The organism is Halorubrum persicum (assembly GCF_002727125.1).
Taxonomy (GTDB): domain Archaea; phylum Halobacteriota; class Halobacteria; order Halobacteriales; family Haloferacaceae; genus Halorubrum; species Halorubrum persicum.
The window spans coordinates 1-22,391 of sequence record NZ_NHOA01000117.1; the positions used below are offsets into that span (position 1 = coordinate 1).

Annotated in this window: 15 protein-coding genes and 1 pseudogene; 11 read left to right on the forward strand and 5 right to left on the reverse strand. The window is 71.3% G+C overall.

Annotated elements, in window-relative coordinates; genetic code table 11:
* Positions 1 to 1,798 (forward strand): rhomboid family protein (locus DJ69_RS13270; RefSeq protein ID WP_099256044.1); only part of this gene is annotated, 1,798 nt, incomplete at its 5' end.
* A 52-nt stretch (positions 1,799 to 1,850) separates the two neighbouring features.
* On the opposite strand, the gene DJ69_RS13275 is transcribed toward DJ69_RS13270, so the two are convergent.
* Both DJ69_RS13275 and DJ69_RS13280 read right to left on the reverse strand, forming a co-directional pair.
* The gene (locus tag DJ69_RS13275; protein WP_099256045.1) at positions 1,851 to 2,474 is read right to left on the reverse strand and encodes an METTL5 family protein; all 624 of its coding nucleotides are present in this window, start codon (positions 2,472 to 2,474) and stop codon (positions 1,851 to 1,853) included.
* A gap of 4 nt (positions 2,475 to 2,478) precedes the next feature.
* Positions 2,479 to 2,874, reverse strand: coding sequence for a hypothetical protein (locus DJ69_RS13280; RefSeq protein ID WP_099256046.1), 396 nt, complete (start codon positions 2,872 to 2,874; stop codon positions 2,479 to 2,481).
* Positions 2,875 to 3,129: 255 nt separating this feature from the next.
* Between DJ69_RS13280 and DJ69_RS13285 the strand changes: the two genes are divergently transcribed.
* The 4 genes from DJ69_RS13285 to DJ69_RS13300 all read left to right on the forward strand — a co-directional run bounded on the left by DJ69_RS13285 (position 3,130) and on the right by DJ69_RS13300 (position 7,976).
* Positions 3,130 to 4,083, forward strand: a complete 954-nt coding sequence (locus tag DJ69_RS13285; protein WP_099256047.1) for a transcription initiation factor IIB — start codon at positions 3,130 to 3,132, stop codon at positions 4,081 to 4,083.
* Positions 4,084 to 4,171: 88 nt separating this feature from the next.
* A complete protein-coding gene (locus DJ69_RS13290; protein ID WP_099256048.1) occupies positions 4,172 to 4,606 on the forward strand; it encodes a universal stress protein in 435 nt (144 codons plus the stop codon).
* Between the two features lie 27 nt (positions 4,607 to 4,633).
* Complete coding sequence (locus DJ69_RS13295; RefSeq protein WP_099256070.1) at positions 4,634 to 6,766, forward strand: AMP-binding protein; 2,133 nt, start codon at positions 4,634 to 4,636, stop codon at positions 6,764 to 6,766.
* Between the two features lie 61 nt (positions 6,767 to 6,827).
* Complete coding sequence (locus DJ69_RS13300) at positions 6,828 to 7,976, forward strand: acyl-CoA dehydrogenase family protein (RefSeq protein WP_099256049.1); 1,149 nt, start codon at positions 6,828 to 6,830, stop codon at positions 7,974 to 7,976.
* A 39-nt stretch (positions 7,977 to 8,015) separates the two neighbouring features.
* On the opposite strand, the pseudogene DJ69_RS13305 reads toward DJ69_RS13300, so the two are convergent.
* A pseudogene (locus DJ69_RS13305) lies at positions 8,016 to 8,672 on the reverse strand (MBL fold metallo-hydrolase); the annotation flags it as partial.
* A gap of 104 nt (positions 8,673 to 8,776) precedes the next feature.
* On the opposite strand from DJ69_RS13305, the gene DJ69_RS13310 reads away from it, so the two are divergent.
* Positions 8,777 to 10,645, forward strand: a complete 1,869-nt coding sequence (locus DJ69_RS13310; protein ID WP_099256050.1) for a MutS-related protein — start codon at positions 8,777 to 8,779, stop codon at positions 10,643 to 10,645.
* The gene (locus DJ69_RS13315) at positions 10,638 to 11,126 is read left to right on the forward strand and encodes a hypothetical protein (RefSeq protein ID WP_099256051.1); all 489 of its coding nucleotides are present in this window, start codon (positions 10,638 to 10,640) and stop codon (positions 11,124 to 11,126) included. The genes DJ69_RS13310 and DJ69_RS13315 overlap by 8 nt, the downstream gene beginning before the upstream one ends.
* Before the next feature lie 30 nt (positions 11,127 to 11,156).
* On the opposite strand, the gene DJ69_RS13320 is transcribed toward DJ69_RS13315, so the two are convergent.
* Complete coding sequence (locus DJ69_RS13320; RefSeq protein WP_099256052.1) at positions 11,157 to 15,893, reverse strand: glycoside hydrolase family 15 protein; 4,737 nt, start codon at positions 15,891 to 15,893, stop codon at positions 11,157 to 11,159.
* A gap of 147 nt (positions 15,894 to 16,040) precedes the next feature.
* Here DJ69_RS13320 and malA point away from each other — a divergent pair, with 147 nt between their 5' ends.
* From malA to DJ69_RS13335, 3 genes are read left to right on the forward strand one after another with little or no spacing between them, the layout of a single operon-like run.
* Complete coding sequence (gene malA, locus DJ69_RS13325; protein ID WP_099256053.1) at positions 16,041 to 18,170, forward strand: alpha-amylase MalA; 2,130 nt, start codon at positions 16,041 to 16,043, stop codon at positions 18,168 to 18,170.
* Positions 18,171 to 18,229: 59 nt separating this feature from the next.
* Entirely contained in the window at positions 18,230 to 19,720 is a 1,491-nt protein-coding gene (gene malQ, locus DJ69_RS13330; RefSeq protein ID WP_099256054.1) for a 4-alpha-glucanotransferase, read from the forward strand.
* A 4-nt stretch (positions 19,721 to 19,724) separates the two neighbouring features.
* Entirely contained in the window at positions 19,725 to 20,756 is a 1,032-nt protein-coding gene (locus tag DJ69_RS13335) for a sodium:calcium antiporter (RefSeq protein WP_099256055.1), read from the forward strand.
* Positions 20,757 to 20,786: 30 nt separating this feature from the next.
* Here the strand turns inward: DJ69_RS13335 and DJ69_RS13340 are convergent, their stop codons facing one another.
* Positions 20,787 to 20,999, reverse strand: a complete 213-nt coding sequence (locus tag DJ69_RS13340; RefSeq protein WP_099256056.1) for a PLDc N-terminal domain-containing protein — start codon at positions 20,997 to 20,999, stop codon at positions 20,787 to 20,789.
* Positions 21,000 to 21,097: 98 nt separating this feature from the next.
* On the opposite strand from DJ69_RS13340, the gene DJ69_RS13345 reads away from it, so the two are divergent.
* Complete coding sequence (locus DJ69_RS13345; RefSeq protein WP_099256057.1) at positions 21,098 to 22,360, forward strand: Zn-dependent hydrolase; 1,263 nt, start codon at positions 21,098 to 21,100, stop codon at positions 22,358 to 22,360.
* The last annotated feature ends 31 nt before the right edge of the window (positions 22,361 to 22,391 follow it).

Below are 22,391 nucleotides of genomic sequence, written 5' to 3' on the forward strand. Positions count from 1 at the left end.
TCATCTCGCCGCCGGCGGCGTCCTCATCGCCGTCGCGGTCGCGGTCGTGTATCTGACCGACAGACCGCGGGGCGCGTGGACGCGGAGGCTTCGCTCCCACCTCCTTCTCGGCGTCCCGTGGGGGACGCTCGTCGCGATCGCCGCGGTCGTCGCGGTGTACCTGTTCGTCCAGAGCGGACTGGAGAACCCGAACCGACCCGTCGTGATCCCGTTCCGGTCGTGGTCGTACTTCTACCCGGAGGGGATGCTCTGGTCCGGGCTCGCGCACTCCGGGCGGGGCCACCTCACCGGGAACCTCCCCTCGACGCTCGTCGCCGGCGGGCTCGCCGAGTACGCCTTCGGACACTTCCCCGGCGGCCGCGCCGTCGACGACGGGGGCGAGTCGGACGACGGCACCCTGCGGGGGGCGTTGCCGTCGGTCCGATCGCTATCACGCTCTCTCAGATCGAGCGCCCGTGAGGCGCTCTCTCGCGAGTCGCTCTCCCGCGAATCGCTCGCCGAGAACCCTTACGTCCGGGCGTTCGTCGTCGTTCCGGGAGCGATGCTCTCGTTCGCCGTCCTCTCGTCGCTGTTCGCGCTGGGGCCGGTGATCGGGTTCTCGGGCGTGGTGTTCGCGCTCTGGGGGTTCGCGCTCGTGTTCCAGCCGATCGCGACGATCGCCGCGCTCACCGGTTCGACGCTGGTGGGCGTGACCTACGAGACGCTCCGCAATCCGGTCGTCGTGTCGGAGGCGAGCGGCTCGTACGGCGCGCCGAGCTGGGCGAACATCGCGATACAGGGCCACGCGATCGGACTGATCGGCGGGATCCTCGCTGCGGTGTGGCTGATCCGGCGGCGCAGGAGCGCCGAGACCGAGCGGACCGACTCGCGCTCGCGGACGACCGCGCTGGTCGCGTTCGGGGCGGTCCTGCTGTTCGGCGCCTCCCGTCGGCTCTGGGCCGTCTACTGGTACCTCGGGAACGAGCGGTACGAGATGTACCGCGCGATCGGCCTCGGCCTGCTCGCGGTCCTCGCGGCGATCGTCGCGCTCGCTGTCGGCGGGCGCGACGAGCCGATCCGCCCGGAGTCGGCCGTACCGGAGCCCGAGTCGGTCAGGGAGGGGGTCCGATCCGCGACCCCGGCGGCGGTCGGCCTCCTTCTGCTCGTCTCCGCACTGGCGGTCGTGGCCGGGCCGGGGATCGCGCCGAACCTCGTCGCCGTCGACGACGACGACGACCTCCCCGGCGATCCGATCGAGGTCGAGGGGTATCAGGTGACGTACGCCGAGAACGTCGAGGACCGAGTGGTGAGCGTCGTCGACGTGGAGGCGTTCGGTCGGTCGACGAGCGTCAACACCTCCGGGGTGATCGTGTCGAACGCCGACCGGGAGATCTGGACCACGGCGGTCTCGAAGGGGAACCTCGCCTTCTGGGGGTATCGCGCGATCGACGTGGGGGGGACGGGGTGGCGCGAGACCCTCTGGGTCCAGCGCACCGGATGGGTGGCGGCGAACGGCGGCCCGACCTACCGGGTGGACGCGGTGCGCAACGAGACGCGGTCGACGCTGTTCACCAGCGAGCCGGCGCGGGCGGAGCCGCGGATCGACGGACGGAACGTCACGGTGGCCGCCGTCGACGGGGGGTTCGAGCTGCGCGTCGAGAGCGGCGGAGAGTCCGAAACCGCCCCGCTCCCGGCAGCGAACGAGTCGGTGACGCTTCGGGGGGTCACGCTCGTCCGGGAGACCGACGCGGTGTTCGCCGAGCGGGGAGAGACGCGGGTGCGGATCGCGGAGCGGGAGCGGTACGAGGGGAGGCAGTAAGGCGGAGAGAGAGCGAGACGGAGGACGGGCACGGGTCGGTGCCGACGCGGCGTCAGGCCCACTCGATCCGGTACACTTCGGCGTCGATGTCGCGGGAGGCGTCGGTGTGGTGGTCGAACTGGGCCTCGATCGCGAAGTCGGCGGCGAACGCGTGGGTGACCTCGCCGCCGTTGTCGGCCGCGAATGCCTCGACGAACTCGCGGCTCCCGGCGTTGTGGACCGAGTAGGAGACGGCCGCGACGCGGCTCGCGGTCGCGAGGAAGCCGCGGTCGGCGTTCCGGTTGCCGTCCTGCGCGCCGAACGGGGGGTTCATCACGACGGTCACCGGGTCGGGCACGTCGAGCGGGGGCCGGGTCGCATCGCCCTGGACCCAGTGGACGGGCGCGCTCGCCGCGACCCGTCGCTCGTTCTCCGTCGCGGTCGAGAGCGCGCCGCGGTCGAGTTCGATCCCGAGCACGCGCGCGGGACCGCGAAGGGCGGCCGCCAGCGCGAGCATCCCGGTTCCGGTGCCCAGATCGAGGACGGTCCGCCCGTCGACGTCGCCGTGGAGGTCCGCGAGATGGACGACGTGCGCCGCCAGATCCGGAGGGGTCGGATACTGTTCGAGCGCGGCGCTCGGCGCCTCGAATCCGGCGACGACGCCGAGCTTGGTCGCGAGCGAGCGCTTCGACGCCATCCGATCAGGCGGCCGAGTCGTCGACGCGGACGAGTTCGACGCCCTCGCGTCGCGCGCGCTCGGAAAGCGCCGACAGCGCCGGCTCGGCCGCGTCCCGGTCGGCGACTTCGTCGAGTCGGACCTCGATCCGACCGGCGCCGAGGAACGACGCGGCGCGAACGAACTCCCGGAGCCGGTCGGCCTCGCGCTGGGTGGCGAGGGTGTCGTTTCCGTCGAACCGCGCGGACACGGAGAGCGTCGCGGGCTGGTAGCCGCGAGCGGAGAGCTCGGCTTTGAGATCGCGGAGGTGTTCGGGTGCGGTGCTTTCGAGGTCGGCCGCCTCGACGACGATGGGGTCGATCTCCGCCGGGCGACAGCCGCGGAGCGTCGCTTCGATCCCGTCGGACTGCGTCGTGCTCATACTCCTCTATATGTATTAGTAATACAAAAGCCTTGTTGAATGTTCAATAGTAATATGCCAGCAGTCACGTTTCGTGGTCACATTGACGCCCGGCTGCGCGTGCTCGATACTGTAGCGGAGAGGAGTGGCAAAAGTTGAACGCGCTTTACAGGCCTCGAAACACCGCTCTGAGTGCATCTAGACGAATTGACGTAATGTGGATGATCGATGAGTCCAGACAAAGGTTTAAATGCGGGAGTAACCAGAAACCTTATAATGGAACGTCCGAGCCGCCAGCGCCAACAGGAGCGGGAGACCGAGAAAGAGTCGGACGAAGAAACGCTCTCCTGCCCGGAGTGCGATTCGACAGAGATCGTCACTGACGCGGATCAGGAGCTCGTCTGTGAGGATTGTGGCCTGGTTTTGGACGAACGGAACATCGACCGCGGACCGGAGTGGCGCGCGTTCAACCACTCGGAGCGACAGTCGAAGTCGCGCGTCGGCGCCCCCATCACCGAGACGATGCACGACAAGGGGCTGACGACGACGATCGACTGGAAGGACAAAGACGCGTACGGCCGGTCGCTCTCCTCGGAGAAGCGGTCCCAGATGCATCGGCTGCGCAAGTGGCAGGAACGGATTCGGACGAAGGACGCGGGCGAGCGCAACCTCCAGTTCGCGCTCTCGGAGATCGACCGGATGGCGAGCGCCCTTGGCGTTCCGCGGTCGGTACGCGAGGTCGCCTCCGTCATTTATCGCCGGGCGTTGAACGAGGACCTGATCCGCGGGCGCTCGATCGAGGGCGTCTCGACCGCCGCCCTCTACGCCGCCTGCCGTCAGGAGGGGATCCCGCGCTCGCTCGACGAGGTCGCCGACGTGTCGCGCGTCCCGCAGAAAGAGATCGGGCGCACGTACCGCTACATCTCTCAAGAGCTCGGACTGGAGCTGAAGCCGGTCGACCCGAAGCAGTTCGTCCCGCGGTTCGCGTCCTCGCTGGAGCTCAGCGAGGAGGTCCAGTCGAAGGCGACGGAGATCATCGACGTCTCGGCCGAGCAGGGGCTCCTCTCCGGGAAGTCGCCCACGGGGTTCGCCGCGGCCGCGATCTACGCCGCGTCGCTGCTGTGTAACGAGAAGAAGACCCAGCGCGAGGTCGCCGACGTGGCGCAGGTCACCGAGGTCACCATCCGAAACCGGTACCAAGAGCAGATCGAAGCGATGGGATTCCGATAGCCCGCGAGCGTTCCGTCCCGCGGATCGACGCGTCCGACGCCCGCCGTGATCGGGTTTTTAATCGACACCGAGCGTAGCGTGAGACGAGATGTATTCCCAGATCCTCGTGCCGACCGACGGTAGTCCGGCGTCGAACGCCGCGATCGAGCATGCGATCGACCTCGCTCAACACTACGACGCCCGCCTACACGCCCTCTACGTCGTCGACGGAGCCGCGTACTCGACGCTCGAAGCCGGCGCCGACATCGTCGTGGAGGCGCTCGAGTCGGAGGGGGAGAAGGCCACGAGCCGCGTCGCCGACGCCGCCGCGGACGACGGCGTCGACTGCGAAACGACGGTCGCCACGGGCACCGCGTACCAGTCGATCCGCGACTACGTCGACGAGCACGACATCGACGTGGTCGTGATGGGGACCCACGGCCGGAAGGGGCTCGATCGGTACCTGCTCGGCAGCGTCACGGAGCGGGTCGTCAGGACCTCCGACGTGCCGGTGCTGACGGTGCGCCAGCCCGCCGATGAGTAGCCGACGCCAGCGGACGCGGTGACGACGATGCGCGACTGGCTGTCACACCGCGTCGTCTCCTCGCCGGACGACACGGCGCTGATCCGGGCCGAAGACGGAGAGGCGTGGACTTACACCGACCTCGACCGGCTCGTCTCCGAGACCGCCGGGCGACTCGTCGCCCACGGGATCGAGGCAGACGACCGACTGGGCGTGCTCACGCCGCCGTACGTCGGGACGGTCGGGCTGGTCCACGCGGCGATGCGGATCGGGGCGACCTTCGTCCCGCTGGGTCAGGAGCTCACCGAGCGGGAGCTCGCCGAGCGCGTCGAACGGGCCGATCTCGACGCGGTCGTCTGCGCGGAGCCGACCGAAGACGCCGCGCTCGGGGCCGTCGAGGGCTGCGCCGCGGAGAGCGAACCCCCGGTGTTATCCGTCGACGACCCGATCGCTGAGAGCGTCACGGCCGTCCACGCCGTCGAGCCGGAGTCGATCGATCCGCCGGCGTGGGAGACCTCGGATTACCTCTGTATCCTGTTCACCTCGGGGACGACGGGCGATCCCAAGCCGGTCCCGCTCACGGCGGGCAACGTGTACAGCTCGGCCGTCGCCTCCGCGTTCCGGCTCGGCGTCCACCACGAAGACCGGTGGCTCGTGTCGCTGTCGCTGCACCACATGGGCGGGCTCGCTCCGGTGTACCGCTCGGCGCTGTACGGGACGACGCTCGTCCTCCGCGAGGGGTTCGACCCGGGCGGCACCGCCGACGACATCGACACCTACGACGTGACCGGGATTTCGCTGGTGCCGACGATGCTTCAGCGAATGCTCGACAGGCGCGGGACGCTCTCGGACACGCTCCGGGTCGTGTTGCTCGGCGGAGCGCCCGCCCCGAACGAGCTGCTCGAGCGCTGCCACGACTACTCGGTTCCGGTGTTCCCGACGTACGGGATGACCGAGTCGGCCTCGCAGATCGTGACCGCGACGCCCCGACAGACGAGGGACCGGCTCGGAACCGTCGGTCGACCGATCTTCGGCACCGACGTGACGATCGTCGACGAGGAGGGAACGCCGGTCGACCCCGGGGAGTCCGGCGAGATCGTCGTCGAGGGGCCGACGGTGACTCCCGGATACATCGACGGAACGGACGAAGTCGGGGAGGGGGGCCACAGAACCGCCGCTCTCGACCGATCGGCGTTCGGCCCGCACGGCCTCCACACCGGCGACGTGGGGCGCGTCGACGACGAGGGGTTCCTCTACGTGCTCAACCGTCTCGACGACCGGATCGTCACCGGCGGCGAGAACATCGAGCCGGGCGAGGTCGTCGACGTGTTCCGGGAGTTCCCGGCAGTCGAAGACGCCGCCGTGGTCGGCCTCGACGACGACGTGTGGGGCGAGCGCGTCTCGGCGCTCCTCGTGGTCGAAGGTGATCAGGCGCGAGACAGCGTGACGAGCGCAGCCGGGGCGACCGCCGCACACGGAGACGAGTCCGACGACGGCGCGGATGCCGGCGGGAGCGACGCCGGAGAAACCGGAGATAGAGACGACGACGGCGAGGAGATCGAAAGCGAGTCTACGGATGAGGCCGGTTCTGACGAGAACGAACCGGGTGAGAACGAGCCGGATGAGAACGAACCGAGCGAGGACGACGTGTCCCCGCCGGTAGACGAGGAGCGCCTCGTCTCGTTCGCGCGGGACCGCCTCGCGGGGTTCAAGATCCCGAAAACCGTCGCGTACGTCGACGAGTTCCCTCGGACCGTGTCGGGAACTGTCGACCGGGAAGCGGTGCGGGAGATTCTCCGCGAACGCGGGCACGATCCCCGGAGCGACGCCGATCTGAAGACCGCCGGCTTCGAGCCCGCGGAGCCGACCGAACCGGGGGAATCCGGCGGATCCGACGAACTGAACGAAGCGACTGACGCGGTCGAAGCGGCTGAAGCGACTGAACCGACTGAAGCGGCCGAGGCGACCGTTTCGGACGAGCCGTCGACAGCGGAACGACCGTCGACCGATCAGACGGGGAGCAACGAGTCCGGAGAAGGCGAACCCACCGACGGCGAGCGTGGTGCCGAGGAGACGGGCGGCGATGTCGACGCCGGTGGGGCGACGGACGGCACTGACGCCGGCGGGACGCCGGACGACACTGACGCCGACGAGACGGAAGGCGGCCCAGACGGCACGTAAACTGTCCCGGTGTTTTTCGTTGTTCCACGAACGTTTTGACTACGGGGTCCGCACGTAGCGCATGGATCTACTTGACGACAGCATCGTCCCGGAGCACGCGAGGGACGTGAAAGCGGAGGCCCGCGAGTTCGCCGACGAGCACATCGCCCCGAACGCCGAGGCGTACTACGACTCGGGCGAGTACCCGTGGGAGGTGCTGGAAGCCGGGATGGACGCCGGGCTCATCGCGCAGGACATCGGCGAGGAGTACGGCGGAAAGGGGTACGACCTCGCGCAGGTGCTCGCGATCGCCGAGGAGTTCTACCGCGCCGACGCCGGCATCGCGCTCACGCTCCAGCTCGCGAGCTTCGGGGCCGAGATGGTCGAGGACTACGGCACCGACGAGCAGAAGGAGGAGTACCTCCGCCCCGTGGCGGAGAACGACCAGATCTCCGGGCTCGCCGTCTCGGAGCCCGAGACCGGCTCCGACCTCGCGGGGATGACGACGAAGGCCGAGAAGGTCGAGGGCGGGTACGAGCTCACCGGCGAGAAGTACTGGGTCGGCAACGCGGTCGAGGCCGACTGGCTCACCGTCTACGCGAAGACCGGCGAGAGCGACGACCGCTACTCCAACTACACGCTGTTCATCGTCGAGACCGACTCGGACGGATACGAGGCGGAGCACATCCCGGAGAAGATGGGGATGCGCGCCTCCAAGCAGGGCCACATCGTCTTCGAGGACTGCTTCGTCCCCGAGGAGAACGTCGTCGGCAGCGAGGGCGGCGGCTTCTACGTGCTCGCCGACTTCTTCAACCACGGTCGCGTGATCGTCGGCGGCCACGGGCTCGGGCTCGCCGCCGCCGCCATCGAGGAGGCCGAGGAGTTCGTCCACGGGCGCAACGCGTTCGGCCGCACCGTCAACGAGTTCCAGGCGGTCCAGCACACCCTCTCGGATATGCGGATCGGCTTCGAGTCGGCGCGCGCGCTCAACTGGCGCGCCTGCCAGAAGGTCGCGGACAACGAGAACGCGGGGTACTGGGCCGCGCTGGCGAAGACGAAATCGACCGAGGTCGCGACCGACTGCGCCGAGAAGGGGATGAAGCTCCACGGCGGGCGCTCGATCCTCACGGACCGCCGGATCGCCCGCGTCTACCGCGACGTGCGCATCCCGGTCATCTACGAGGGCGCGAACGACATCCAGCGGAACCTGATCTACCGGCAGTCGCGGTAGGCCGGCCGCGCCGTCCGCCTTGTTATATCCGCCGAGCCAGCGCCGCGAGCGCGTCGCTCCCCCCGAGGTGATGGGGTCGCCGTGGCCGACGCAGGCGACCTCGAACGGCGGGGCGCGGTCGGCGAGGTCGCGGATGCTCTCTAACACCCGACCCGTGTCGTAGCTGAGGATCCACTCCGAGGGGTCGAGGTCCCCGTCCGACTCCGAGACGAGGTCGCCGAGCAGCGCGACGCCGAGCGTCTCGCTCACGTACGCGACGTGTCCCGGGGTGTGCCCGGGCGTGTGGTAGGCGGTGAACGAGCCGAGCCGCTCGCCGTCGGCGACCGCTTTGATGTCGAGGTCCGGGAGCGTCGTGAACACCCCCGCGAGCCGCTGGAACGCGCCCTTGTGGTTTCGCAGGGGCGGCGATCGCTCGCCGCGGAGGATCACCGCGTCGAACGCGCCGGCGTAGACGGTGGCGTCGAGCTCCGGCGTCAGCGCCGCGAGCGTTCCGACGTGGTCGAGATCGTAGTGGGTGAGCAACACCCGGTCCACGTCGGCGACCTCGACGCCGGCGTCGGCGAACCCCTCCCGGATCGACGCCTCGTCCCACGGCGTTCCCGCGTCGACGAGCGTGAGCACGTCGTCGTCGACGAGATAGGCGCTGACGCCGCGCAGCTCGAACCGCCACACGCCCGCCGCGAGTTCCGTGGCCATGGGGGGCCGTAGCGGCCGGCGAGGGTTGACGCTGGCGGCCGCGGTCGCCGCGTTCTCGCTCGCCCCGACGAAAACGCCAAGACGCCGCGCCGACACGTCCGCGTATGCGACTGGAGGACTACTGGGGGATCGGCCCGAAGACGAGCGAGCGGCTCACGGAGTCGCTCGGGACCGAGCGGGCGATCGAGGCGATCGAGACGGCCGACGTGCGGGCGCTCGTCGACGCCGGGCTCCACCGCGGGCGAGCCACCCGGATCCTCCGCCGGGCGAACGGCGAGGCCGGGATGGACGTTCTCGCCACCGGAGACACGCGCTCGGTGTACGACGACCTCCTCGCGCTGGCGGCGAGCCACGCGCTGACCGCCCACGCCGCCGACCGGATCCGGGTCCTGACGCCCCTCACCGACCGTGAAGCGGTCGAATCCCGGCTCGACGACGTGGTCGCCGCCCGCGACGCGTGGGCGTCGCTCGACGACGCCGGGCGCGAGCGCGTGACCGACGCGTTCGACGAGTACGACGCCGCCGACGGGTCGGATCTGGCGGCCGTCGAGACCGCCGTCGCGCTGCGCGAGGCCGGCCTCACGGAAGCCCCCTTCGAGGACCTCGGGGCGCTGGACGGAGAGCGCCTGCGCGACGCCGCCGACGCCCTCGCCGACGTGCGGGGCACGATCGATCCGGCGGGCGCCGACGGCGACGCCGAGATTCGGATCGCGCGTGGCGCGGACGACGAGCTCGACCGGCGGCGCGACCAGCTCGGCGCCGCCCGCGACCTCGCGAACTCCGCGTTCGACGTGCTCGCCGCCGTTCGAGACGGCTCCCTGCGCGACTTCGAGGCGCTGGAGTCGGCGACGATCGACCACGTCGCGCGCGAGACCGGCGTCGATCCGGCGGCGGTGCGCTCGGTCGCGCCGGACGAGGCGCTCGACGCCGCGGACTTCGTCTCCGCCACGCTCCGCGATCTGGTCGCGGAGCTGGAGGAGTCGGTCGCGGAGCGCGAGGCGGCCGTCGCCGCCGACATCCGCGAGCGGATCGGCGGGATGCGAGGCGAGAGCGGAGAGGGCGACGGAGCCGAGGGCGATGGGACAGGAGGCGACGGCGAGGGAGAGGGGGTCGGCACCGTCGCCGGCGCGGTTTCGGCCGTCTCCGACGCCGCGTTCCTGCTGTCGCTCGCGCGGTTCGCGGTCGCGTGCGACCTGACTCGACCCGTCTTCGTCGACGACGGCGTGGCGGTGCGCAACGCGCGCAACCTCTTCATCGACGGCGACGTGCAGCCGGTGTCGTACGCGGTCGGCTCGCACTCGCTCGCGGGCGATCCCGGCGTCGCCAACGCCGAGGCGCCGCCGACCGGCGATCGCGTGAGCGTCCTCACCGGGGCGAACTCCGGCGGGAAGACCACCCTGTTGGAGACGCTGTGCGCGGTCGCCCTGCTGGCGTCGATGGGGCTCCCGGTGCCGGCCGAGGAGGCGGAGGTCGGCGCGTTCGATCGGATCGTGTTCCACCGGCGGCACGCCTCGTTCAACGCCGGCGTGTTGGAGTCGACGCTGAAGTCGGTCGTGCCGCCGCTGGTCGCTGACGGCCGGACCCTGATGCTCGTCGACGAGTTCGAGGCGATCACGGAGCCGGGACGCGCCGCCGACCTGCTGAACGGGCTCGTCACGCTCACGGTCGACCGCGGCGCGCTCGGCGTGTACGTCACGCACCTCGCGGACGACCTGAGCCCGCTTCCGGAGCCCGCCCGGATCGACGGCATCTTCGCCGAGGGGCTCACGAACGACCTGGACCTTCGGGTCGACTACCAGCCGCGGTTCGGCACGGTCGGGAAGTCGACGCCGGAGTTCATCGTCTCGCGGCTGGTGGCGAACGCGAGCGACCGCGGCGTCCGCGCCGGGTTCGAACACCTCGCCGGCGCGGTCGGCGAGGAGGCGGTCCAGCGCACCCTCTCGGACGCGGAGTGGTCGAGGGGCGATGACTGACGGCGACCGCTCGGCGTCGACGGGGCCGACGCGGATCCGGTCGATTGCGGTCCACCGAGACGACGTGGCCACCGCGCTGGAGGCGACGCTCCGGAGCGACCGCGAGGTCGTGCTCCGCGTGACCCCGCCGTTTTCCGGGCGGATGCGCGCCCGGCTGCACAGCCTCGGTACTGGCGCGACCGCGGGCGCCGATACAGAAGCGGGCGAGGGCGACGAGACGGCTGGCGACGCCGACCCGATACACATCGATCCGCGCGCCCTCGTCTCTGGCGTGCCCGCCTACCCGGAGGTGGACGAGACGATGGCAAACAACCCGGACGCCGACGTGGAGACGCGCCGGGAGCGACACACCGCGGCCGTCGAGTCGTGGCGAGAGGCGGTTCGCGGGTCGGTGGTCGACAGCGTCGCGCTCGACGCCGGCGGTGACGGTGACAACGGTGGCGGAGCGCCCATCGAAGTCGACGTGGCCGCCCTCGGGTGAGCGGCCGGTACCGAAGAGATCCGCTCTCGGCTACAGTCGGAGCCGCTCGACCGCGGTGCCGGCGCCAGAGAACTCGCCGAGGATGTCGTCCGCGCCGGTCGGCTCGGCGTCCGCGACGGTGTTCGCAGCATCGGTGTTCGCGGCGGCGACGACGACCGTCTTCGCGTCGAGCGCCGGATCGAGGTCGAACTCGTACTCCCCGTCGTCCGGCGTCACGAGCGCGGATCCCTCCGGGGTGTACACCGCGACCGCGTCGGCGGTGGTCTCGCCGGCGACGACGAGGGCGTCGTCGACGTACTCCGCTGTCGCCTCGAGGTCGGGCGTCGCCGACCGGTCGCCCGCGACGTACCGGTCGCGGACGACGGTCGGCGTCTCGACGGGTTCGCCGGCGTCGACGCCGTGCGCGAGCCGGATGAAGCCGGCCATCGACCACGCGAGAGGGGTCGCCCCCCCGGTGCCCTCGCCGAACTCCCAGCCGTAGTTGGTCGGGTGCTCGCGGTCCCACACCTGCTCGGGGAGCATCCGCCCGGAGTTGCCGAAGCCGGCCATCGTCTCCAAGAGGGCGTCGGGTTCGAGGGCGTCCTCGTCGGTGCCTCCGAAGGCGTCGACGCCGTCGGCGCGAGCGCGGAGCTCGTACTCGCCGCGCTCGCCGGTGAAGATCGGCCACAGGCGCCCGCGGCCGTCGCCGTCCCCGGCCCACGGGCCGCCGGGGTCGCCGCGCGCGATCTCGCCGTACGCGTCGCCGACGTACCGGTACCAGCCGGGGCCGTACGGCGTGTCGACGCGGATCGAGTCGTCGACCACGGAGACGGAGTTGCGGACCACGTCGTCGTCGGCTGGCTTGACGCCGAGCCGGACGAGTTCGAGGAAGCCGCCGTCGACGATCTCCCGCTCGTCGTAGGTGGGGCCGTCGTTGGCGATCGTCCGGGGGCGTCCGGACTCCGGGTCCCCGTCGGCCGTGACGCGCACGTAGTAGGGGGTCTCGTCGTGCCGCTCGGTGCCCGTCGAGGTCGCACACCAGTCCTCGACGCGGGCCGTCCAGTCGTCCGCGAGCGCGAGCCACGCGAGGGCGTCGGCGCGGAGCGAGTCGGGCGACGCCTCGGCGGCTGCGGCGCCGTCCGCCTCGATCCGGTCGGCTTCGGCGACCGCGAGGGCGGCGCCGCAGACGAGTCCCGCGATCTCGGCGGCGATGCTCGACGGCGAGAAGCCGGCCTCCTCCTCCCAGCGCTCCTGGGCCGTGTCCGGACCGTTTGCGGCGATGTAGCCGAGCGAGCGCCGGACCTGGTCGTACGTGTACTCCGCGTCGGCGGGCGCGACCCCGTGTTCGTACAGCTGCCACGCCATCACCGACGGGAACGCGATGTTGTCCATCTGCTCGCCGCCCCACCGGGTGCGCCCGTCGATGTAGGTGTTCTGCGGGAGGAAGCCGTCGTCGTCCTGCTGGGTGTTGTACAGGTACGCGAGCGCGTCCGCGCCGCGGTCGACCTCGCCGACCTCGATGAGCGCGGTGAACACCTGGTAGAGGTCGCGCGACCAGACGAAGTTGTAGCCGTAGCCGCGGTCCTCGGCGGCGTACTCGGTCTCCCCCCACGGCACCGACGGGCTGGCGATCCCGGCGCCGTCGTGGCGCTTGTCCTCGACGGCCGCCAGCGTCATCAGCGCGAACCGGTACTGGGTCTCCAGCTCCGCGTTGCCGGTGACGGAGGCGGGGAACGCCCGGTTCGAGAGCCACTCGCGCCACGTCTCGACGTACGACTCGGCGACCTCCTCGAAGCCGCGAGCGACGGCGCCGCGCGCCTCGCCGAGGGCGGCCGCGGTATCGGCGTTCTCGGCGAACCCGAGCGCGACCGCGTCCGACACCTTGGTTCCGCTCCCGACGAGCCCCGCGAGGAAGACGTTCCCGGTGGCCGTCTCGGTCCCCTCGCCGCGCTCGGCGTCGGCCAGCAGGGCGGTCGCCTCGTCGCCGCCGGCCGCGAGCGCGCTCGCCCAGTCGAAGCCGCTGGCGCTGTCGAGCGCGAGCGCGACCTCGAAGGAGTCGCCATCGTCGTCGACGAGCTTCCCCACGTCGCGCTCGGCGGCGTCGTCGTTGTGCGCGAGGAGGTGGTACCCGTCGGATCCGCTGACGCGGTCGCCGCGGTCGTTCGTCCCGACGTTCGTGACCGTCGTGTCGACCAAGGCGTACACCTCGTACTCGCGGCTCCCCTCGAACGTCACGTCGGCGAGGATCGCGTCGCCGTCGGTGTCGACCGCGTACTCGACGGTGAGGGCCCATCTGTGGCCGTGGCCGTTCCCGGTCTCGCGGATCGTCTGCGTGTACGCGAGGGCGTCGTCGACGGTCGGCTCCGTGGTCCGTTCGACCGTCTCCGTCGCCGTCACGTGGCTCGTCTCGTCGAAGGTCCGGACCGTGTACCCCGTCTCCGGGTCGGCGACGAGGAAGTCGAACGTCCGGACGTTCATCACGTCGATCCGGGGGAACCGCGCCTCGGTAAGCGCCCCCTCGGTCAGCGTGAACCAGACCGGCACCGGGTCGGCGCCTCCGTGGTCGGCCGGCGTGCCGACGCCGAACTTCCGCCCGGTCGTCCAGTGGGGCGCCTCGTCCGGCCCGCGCGGTTCGTCGTGCGGGACCGGGAGCGCCCCGTACCTCGCGAGCGTCACCGTCGCGTCGATCCGGAGCGCGTGCGACCACGCGATCGGGGTCGCGCCGTCGAGGTCGCCGTCGTCGAACGCCTGCTCGGCGATGAGCCCGGCGTCGTTGACGAACGGTCCGTCGGGCTCACACAGCGCGTAGAGGTCGCGCGCCGCGGCGAAGAGGTCGCTGGCGTCCCCGCCCCGCTCGCGAACGAGTCCGCCGAGCTCGGCCGCCGCCGCCGACCCCCACAGCGTCGCGATCGACCACACCTTCGCGGCGCCCTGCTCGGCGGTGCGCCAGTCGTCTCCCGTGAACCTGACGAGCCCCTCGACATCCGCCGTCTCGCGGCGGAGCTCGCCGACCGTCGTCAACACGTGCGTCGTCACCCGGTCGAGGAAGGCGTCGATGTCGACGTCGGCGGAGCGCTCCGCGACGCTCTCCGCGCCGCGCCGGTCGCGCTCGTCGCGCATCGCCACGTACTCGGTCGCCGCGCCCGCGAGCGCGAAGGTGCTGGCGTCCGGCCGATCGTCGCGGCTCTCCGCGCTCGCGCGCTGCGGGAACCGCTCCGTGTCCGGGTTCCACCGGTCGTACAGGCCGGCGAGGGCGGCGTCGGCCGCCTCGGCGGCGTCGGTCCGCACGTCGTCGGAGAGCGGGGCGCGCGCCACGGCGGCGAACGCGCGGAGGTACGTCGCGCCGGTGTGCGTGAACCGGCCGAGGGCGTTCTCCCAGCAGTTCTGGCACCGGCGGGGGAGCCCGTCGTCCTGCGTCGTCTCGCGGAGGAACGCGAGGGCGTCGGCGATCGTGTCGTCGACGCGCTCGCGCCACTCCGGGGGGAGGTCCGTGGTCCGTCGGAGTCGGGCGAGGAAGGTGACGACCGACGCGGGCTGGTCGAGCTGGTCGTTCGGCCCCGCGGTGCTGTTGGCGCCCTCGATGCGGGCGTTCGCCCAGCCGGGCGCGACCTTGCCGGAGTCGGCCCACACGCGGTGGGGCCACGAGCCGTCGGCGTCCTGCGTGCGGCAGAAGAAGGAGGCGGTCGCGAGCAGTTCCTCGTCGGCGTCCAAGCCGAGTTCGTCGCTGGCGCCGAGCAGGGCCAGCGACGTCTCCGCCTCGTCGCGGAACCACGTGTAGCCGTAGCCGCCTGACGTGGAGTAGAAGGGGTCGAACTCCGGGCCGGCGATCCGCGCGCCAGACTCGGCGGTGAGCAGGTCGAGCGCGCGGAGATCGCTCGCGACCACCGACCGGCGCGGCGTGTCGTCGGGAACGGTCGGGCCGCGGCCCTCGGCGGCCTCGCGGAGGTCGGCGGCGTCGGGGTACGCGGTCGCGATCCGCGACAGCTCGTCGATCCGGCGCTGGCGGTCGGGGCCGTCGGAGATCGCGTCCTTGGCGTCGTCGACCGTCTCCCGCGTCTCGCGCCTGTCGAGGACGGCGCGGCTCGCGAGCGTGACGCGCTCGGTCCGACCGTCGCGCTCGAAGGGTGCGCGAACGACCACGTCGGGCGTGAGCCGGGAGTCCTCGCGCTGGTCGATCTCGCCGCGGTGCGGGAACCCCTCCTCGCTCTCGCCGAGCAGTTCGGGGACGGTGCGGAGCCGCTGGCCGTGCGCGGCCGAGAGCCCCGTCGAGGCGGTGAGGAAGTCGTGCTCGGTTCGGTGGTACACCTCGACGACGCTCCCGTCTTCGGGCCCCGCCTGCTCGTGGACGAGGTTGCCGACGCGCCCCTCGACCATGTCCGGTGAGAACGCGCAGGCGGCGACCAGTTCGGCGTTCGCGGGCGGAGCGCCGCGCAGTTCGACGTGCGTGAGGTGGGTGTCGCTCACCACCAGGTCGAACTGGTGGATGGTGTAGCGGCCGGCGTCGTACTCCGTCTCGACGAGGGGAGTATCGCCGTCGTAGTGCTGGCGCGTCGTGGTCAGATCGTCGAACCAGCGGACGCCCCGCCCGGCCGTGATCCCCATGCGCAGCCGGTCGGCGCCGCCGACCCCGGACAGGGAGTACGAACAGTCGTGGACGGTCCCGTCCGGTCCGACGTGGACCAGGCGGCCGTCGTCGCCCGTGAACGCGCCGGCGGTGGTGGGACGCTCCGCCGGGTAGCGCTCGCCGCGCCGACGTTCGTGTTCCGTGAGAGCGGTTCGCAGTCGCATGGGTTCCCTGCGATTCCCGAGGTGAAAGCCTTGACGAACGAGGCCGTCTATGAGCCGCGTCCCCAGCGTTGCGCGCCGTCACCGCCGCCCGCGGCGGTAGTTCACAGAGGAGCAACAACGAAGACCCCGGGCACCGATGGAAGTGACATGCACCATCCTGGACCCCCTCGATTCCTCGCGACCGGCGAGACGACGGAGCTTGCCCCTCGAGATCCGGATCCGAGCGCGTCCTACGCGTGGCGCGTCGTCGACGCGCCCCCCGGCAGCGAAGCGACGGTCGGGTCGGACTCGGTGACCGAGTTCACCCCGGACGTACCGGGCCGCTACCGGATCGGGCTCGACGCCCCGGACGACGACCACCTGCTGACGGTCCGGGCGTTCCCCTCGAGCTACGAGGGCGTCGACGTCGAGGGGGGGAGCGGGACGGCGATCCGCGACCGGGTCGCCGGCGACGAGCCCGTCGACTACGCGGAGACGCGCGGCGAGTCGGGGACCGGACGCCCGCGCGTGCGGCTGGACGCGAGCGTCGAATCGGGCGGGGCGGGTAGCGACGGCGCGAGCGGCGAGGCGGAGCCCGAAGTCATCGTCCGCGCGACGCCGACCCCGAACCCGCAGTCCTCGCTCGACGCGGAGGACCTCCGGGTGACCTTCGTCGTCGACGACCGCGACGTCGCGAGCGCGGTCGCGGAGGGGCGGACGAACCCCCGCGACGCGCTGGAAACCGACGACGACGGGCGGGAGCTTCGAGTGCCCGTGTCCGCCATTACGGACCGGCTGCGCGTCCACGGGGTCGCCGTCGCCGCGGAGCCCGGACAGGAGCCGCGCGTCAGCGTCGCCGACGCGGTCGCGGTCGAGCGAAGCGGGGACGACTCGGGTCGAGGAGGCGGGGAGAGCGAGGCGGTCGGGGGCCCGAGAGACTCCGCCTTCGAGACGGTTCGACTCAACGATCCGCCGACGTGGACCCGCGACGCGACGGTGTACGAGGTGTACGTCCGGACGTTCGCCGACGAGGAGTATGACGCTGACGGCGACGATGAGAGAGGGGAGACGTTCGCGGCGATCGCCGACCGGATCCCGGCGATCGCGGACCTGGGCGTCGACACACTGTGGCTCACGCCGGTCCTCCAGCACGACGGGAAGCCGCACGGCTACAACATCACCGACTTCTTCGACGTGGCCGAGGACCTCGGCGACCGCGACGACTACGAGGCGCTGGTCGAGCGCGCCCACGACCACGGGATGCGGGTGTTGTTCGACTTCGTCGCCAACCACACCGCGCGCGAGCACGAGTGGTTCGCGGACGCCTACCAGAACCCGAACTCCCCGTACCGCGACCGCTACGAGTGGCAGGAGTCCGGCGAGCCGGGGACGTACTTCGACTGGGAGCTGATCGCGAACCTGAACCACGCGAACCTCGAGGTCCGGCGGTTCCTCCTCGACGTGGTCGACGAGTGGGCGCCGATCGTCGACGGGTTCCGGTGCGACATGGCGTGGGCGGTCCCCGACTCCTTCTGGCGCGAGCTGCGCGACCGGGTGAAAGACATCGACCGGGAGTTCCTCCTGATGGACGAGACGATCCCGTACATCCCCGGCTTCCACGAGGGGATGTTCGACGTGCACTTCGACGCGACGCTGTACTTCCAGCTCCGCCAGATCGGTCGGGGCGTCGACCCCGCGTCGTCGCTGTTGGACGCGATCGACCAGCGCGCGGAGATCGGCTTCCCGGACCACGCCGAGTTCCTCCAGTACATCGAGAACCACGACGAGACCCGGTACCGGGTCGAGTGCGGCGACGCCGCCGCGGCCGCGGCGGGGGCGGCCACCGTCACCCTGCCGGGCGTCCCGATGATCTACGCGGGCCAGGAGATCGGCCAGCGGGGCCGGCGCGACGCGATCGCGTGGGAGCACGCCCGCGAAGGCGTGCGCGACCGGTACGAGCGGCTGCTCGCGGTCCGCGCCGACCACCCCGCACTCGGGCCCGAGGGCGACCTCGATCGGGTGGCGTACCACGTCGCCAGCGGCGACCTCTCCGAGCGCCCGATCGTCGCCAGCGGCGACGTCCACCCGGACGACGTAGTCGCGTTCCGCCGGAGCACCGACGAGGAGTCGCTGGTCGTCGTCCTCAACTTCGCGCCCGAGCCGGCGAGCGTCGCGGTGGGCGTCGATCACGACGATCAGGACCTCGTGACCGGCGACCCCAGCGTGGTCGTCGACGGCGAGGGGTCCGAGCGGATCCGCGTCGACGACGTGGCGATTGTTCGCGAGGCGGAGCAGTAGCCCGGTAGCCGGGGGAGGTGGACGCAACGCTTGAGTCGGTGGGGGTCGCAGGGGGACGCATGCGACTCGACCGCTCCGGCGGCGTGTTCTGTCACGTCACCTCGCTCCCGGGGAGACACGGTATCGGCGACCTCGGCGATGGCGCGGAAGCATTCCTCTCGTTCCTCGGCGACGCCGACGTCCGCCACTGGCAGATCTGCCCGCTCGGCCCGACGATGCCCGCCGCCGGGGAGTCCCCGTACCAGTCGCCCTCCGCGTTCGCCGGCAATCCCCTGCTGATCGACCTCGACGGGCTCGTCGACGACGGGTGGCTCGACGACGCCGACCTCGAACCCGTCCCCGACTTCCCGTCGGATCGGGTCGAGTACGAGGCGGTTCGGGAGTACAAACAGCCGCTGTTGCGGACCGCGTTCGAGCGGTTCGACGAGGCCGGCGCGGGGGAGGCGGCGCCCGAGTTCGACGCCTTCCGCGAGCGCGAGCCGTGGCTCGACGACTACGCGCTGTTCCGCGCGCTCTCGGACGCGAGGGGCGAAGACACGTGGACCGACTGGCCCGACCCGCTCCGGACGCGAGATTCCGAGGCGCTCGCCGAGGCGCGAGAGCGCCACGCGGACGAGGTCCGGTACCGGGAGTTCCTCCAGTGGACGTTCGACCGGCAGTGGCGCGACCTCCGCGCGGTCGCCGACGAGGAGGGCGTGTCGATCGTCGGCGACGTGCCCATCTACGTCGCGCTCGACTCCGCGGACGTGTGGGCGAACCCGGAGGCGTTCCGGCTCGACGACGAGAACCGCCCCGCGGCGGTCGCGGGCGTGCCGCCGAACGCGGGCGACAGCGGTCAGCGCTGGGGGAACCCCGTCTACGACTGGGGCCGGCTCGCGGAGCGCGGCTACGACTGGTGGGTCGCCCGGTTTCGGCGGCTGTTCGAGCTCGCCGACGTGGCGCGGCTCGACCACTTCCTCGGGTTCGTGAAGTACTGGGCGATCCCGGCCGACCGCGGCGATCCGGCGGCCGGCGAGTGGTGCGAGGGGCCCGGACGCGACCTGTTCGAGACCGTGGAGCGCGAGCTGGGGCAGGCGCCCTTCATCGCCGAGGACCTCGGGTTCGAGGAGCCGGCGATGGACGAGCTGATGGCGGAGTTCGGCTTCCCCGGGATGCGCGTCCCGCAGTACGCCGACTGGTGCGCGGAGGGCGACGAGTACCAGCCGATGCACTACCCCGAGGGGGTCGTCGGCTACACGTCGACCCACGACACGGACACGTGGGTCGGCTACTTCGAGGACCTCCCCGAGCGCCAGCGCGAGTGTTTCCGGTACAACGTCGGCGCCGACGGCGACCGCGCGACTGAGTGGGAGATCATCGACGAGGTGTGGGCCTCCGAGGCGGTGTTGGCGATGACGACGGTGCAGGACCTGCTCGGGCTCGGGAGCGAGGCGCGGTTCAACGAGCCCGGAACCCTCGACGGCAACTGGGCGTGGCGCGTCCGGCGCGACGCGCTCGACGACGAGATCGCCGACCGGCTGTGGGAGCTCGCGGGCCGACACGTGAGATAAGCCGATGCTCGGTGGGATCATCCCGGAGGCGCCGATCGCTCACGTTGCCGTGATCGCCGTCGCGACGGGCGCCATCTGGATCGGGAGCGGGTGGCTGGAGGAGGCCGCAGAGACGCTCTCTGGATACTACGGCCTACCGGCGGTCGTGCAGGGGTCGATCGTCGTCGCCGTCGGGTCGAGCTTCCCGGAGTTCGCGAGCGTCGTCGTCACCGCGGCCACCGGCGTCTTCGATATGGGCGTGGGCGCGCTCGTCGGCTCCGCGATTTTCAACATCCTCGTCATCCCCGGACTGTCGGGGTTCAGCGCGGTCGACGATCTCGAAGCCAGCCGCGCGATCGTGTACAAGGAGGCGCAGTTCTACATGATCGCGGTGTCGGCGCTCGTCGTCACCTTCTCGCTCGCCGTGATCTACTTCCCCGTCTCCTCGGACCCGATCGTGGGGGAGCTAACCCGACCCGTCGCCGCGATTCCGCTGCTGCTGTACGGGCTCTACCTGTTCATTCAGTATCAGGACGTGGACGACGCGGCGATCGAGCGCGTCCGGGAGGGCGTCGCGGTGCGCCGAGAGTGGGGGAAGCTCGCGGCCGGCCTGCTCGTCATCGGGATCGCCGTCGAGCGGCTGGTCGGTTCGGTCGAGTCGCTCGGGGCGACGTTCGGCATCCCCGAGTTCCTCGCCGGGATCACGATCGTCGCGGCCGCCACGAGCCTCCCCGACGCGCTCGTGAGCGTCCGGACGGCGCGCGAAGGGCGGGGCGGGACGAGCCTCGGGAACGTGTTGGGGTCGAACACGTTCGACCTGCTCGTGGCGATCCCCTCCGGGGTGTTGATCGTCGGGAGCGTCAGCGTGAACTTCTCGACCGCCGTCCCGATGCTCGGCGTGCTCACCGTCGCGACCGTGCTGCTGTTCGCGACGCTTCGGACGGACCTGTCGCTCACCGAGCGGGAGTCGTCGGTGCTGCTGCTCGCGTACCTGCTGTTCGTCGCGTGGGTGGTCGCGGAGACGGTCGGAGTGACGACCGTTCTCAGAGGGATCTGAAGCGGCCCGCGATCGCCCGCTCCGGCCGTTTCAGTACTGGTTCCGGCCGATGATCAGGTACAGCACGAGCCCCAGGAGCGGCGCGAGGAACGCGACGATCGCCCACAGGAACGCGGGCTGGTCGCTCCGCTGTTGCGCGTCCGAGTAGATCCAGACGATGATACCGAGCTGTACGAGCAGCATGAGGAGGCCGAACAGGAAGAAGAGCGCGCCGGCTCCACCCTGTAACAGTATCGGGGACATCGTCTTCGGCAACTCAGCGAAAAAATAAGTGTCTTTGGTTACCTCGAGCGTCCCAGCCCGACCACGACCGTTTTGGGCCGCCGGCCCCCGATTGGGGCATGGATCTTCCAGTCGACGCCGACCGGCTCCGCGCGGATCTCGAGGCGAACGCGGCGTTCGGGCGGGTCACGTACGAGGCTCCCGAAAAGCTCGGACGAACCAACCTGACCGGGTCGGCGGCGAACCGGGCGGCTCGGGACCGGCTGGTGGAGCGGTTCGAAGACGCCGGCCTCGAGGTGGCCGTCGACGCGGTCGGCAACCTCGTCGGGACGTGGGTCCCCGACTCCGCGGACCCGGACGCGGCGCCCGTCGCGAGCGGGAGTCACCTCGACAGCGTCCCCGAGGGCGGGATCTTCGACGGCCCGCTCGGGGTGTACGCGGCGCTGGAGGCGGTGCGAGCGATGCGGGACGCGGGCGTGGAGCCGGCGCGGCCCGTCGCCGTCGTGAGCTTCACCGAGGAGGAGGGTGCGACGTTCGGGAGCGGGCTGCTCGGGTCGAGCGTCGCGACCGGAGCGACCGACGCCGACGAGGCGCTCGCCTTCGAAGACGGCGCGGGAGAGACGCTGGGCGAGGCGCTCGGGCGGATCGGCTACCGCGGCGACGACGAGATCGATCCCGCGTCGTGGGCGGCGTTCTACGAGCTACATATCGAGCAGGACACCGTCCTCGAGGAGGCGGGCGCCGACGTCGGCGTGGTGACGACGATCACCGGGATCACTCACTGCGAGGCGACGATCGAGGGTGAGGCGAACCACGCTGGCGCGACGGCGATGGGGGACCGGACCGACGCGCTCGCCGCCGCCAGCGAGTTCGTGCTCGACGTGGAGGCGGCCGCGAACGAAGTCGTCGCCGCCGAGAGCGACTCCGCGGTCGGGACCGTCGGATCGCTCTCCGTCTCGCCGAACGCGACCAACGTCGTCCCCGGTCGCGTCGAGGCGGGGGTGGACGTGCGGGACGTGACGCGGGAGTCGATGGAGACGATCGTTGGCGCCGCGCGCGACTCGCTCGCCCGGCTGGAGCGCGAGCGGGGGGTCCAGACCGCCTTCGAGCGCCCCTTCGACGTGGCGCCGACCCCGATGGACGACCGGCTCCGGGACGCGGCACACGCCGCGGCCGAATCGGCCGGGCGAACCGCGATCGACCTTCACTCCGGGGCCGCACACGACGCGATGCGGGTTGCGGCGGTCACCGACGCCTCGCTCCTGTTCGCGCCCTCGCGCGACGGGATCTCGCACAATCCGCTCGAGTGGACCGACTGGCGCGACTGCGCCGCGGCGACCGACGTTCTCGCGGGCGCACTGGCGCGGGTCGCGACCGAGTAGCCCGAGTCGGAGTCCGAGCCGCGGCGGTAAG